We start from the raw sequence: 319 nt of genomic DNA, 5'->3' as shown, positions 1-319 counted from the left end.
TCTTCATGTGGGATGGAACAATGTTCATAGTGAGTACAATCAATATATTAGTCAAGAATTGGATACAATTAGCATGCTTGCTAAAGAAAACAATTGGGGAAAGAGGAAAATTCAAAAAGAAATTAGAATGTTACAAAGCGAAGTTAAAAAAAATTTAAAAAAAGGAGTGATAAAATGTCATTAAAATTATATAAAATAAATACAACTCTAAATCATCCTGATTGTATGGCAGGATTTAAAAAAAATGATGATGAAATTTTTTCATTTTTTAGATTGGACATAGGAAATGAAGAAAAAATAAAAAGAAGAAGATTGGAGT

General features: G+C 26.0%; 1 protein-coding gene. It reads left to right on the top strand.

Features of this window, described 5'->3' with window-relative positions:
• Nucleotides 1-184 (top strand): AHH domain-containing protein (locus DXA60_RS19020; RefSeq protein ID WP_207661937.1); only part of this gene is annotated, 184 nt, incomplete at its 5' end.
• Nucleotides 185-319 lie beyond the last annotated feature (135 nt).

Source organism: Roseburia sp. OF03-24 (assembly GCF_003463035.1).
Taxonomy (GTDB): domain Bacteria; phylum Bacillota; class Clostridia; order Lachnospirales; family Lachnospiraceae; genus Roseburia; species Roseburia rectibacter.
Note: the sequence above shows the minus strand (reverse complement) of the source record. Positions and strands in the feature narration are given on the sequence as shown.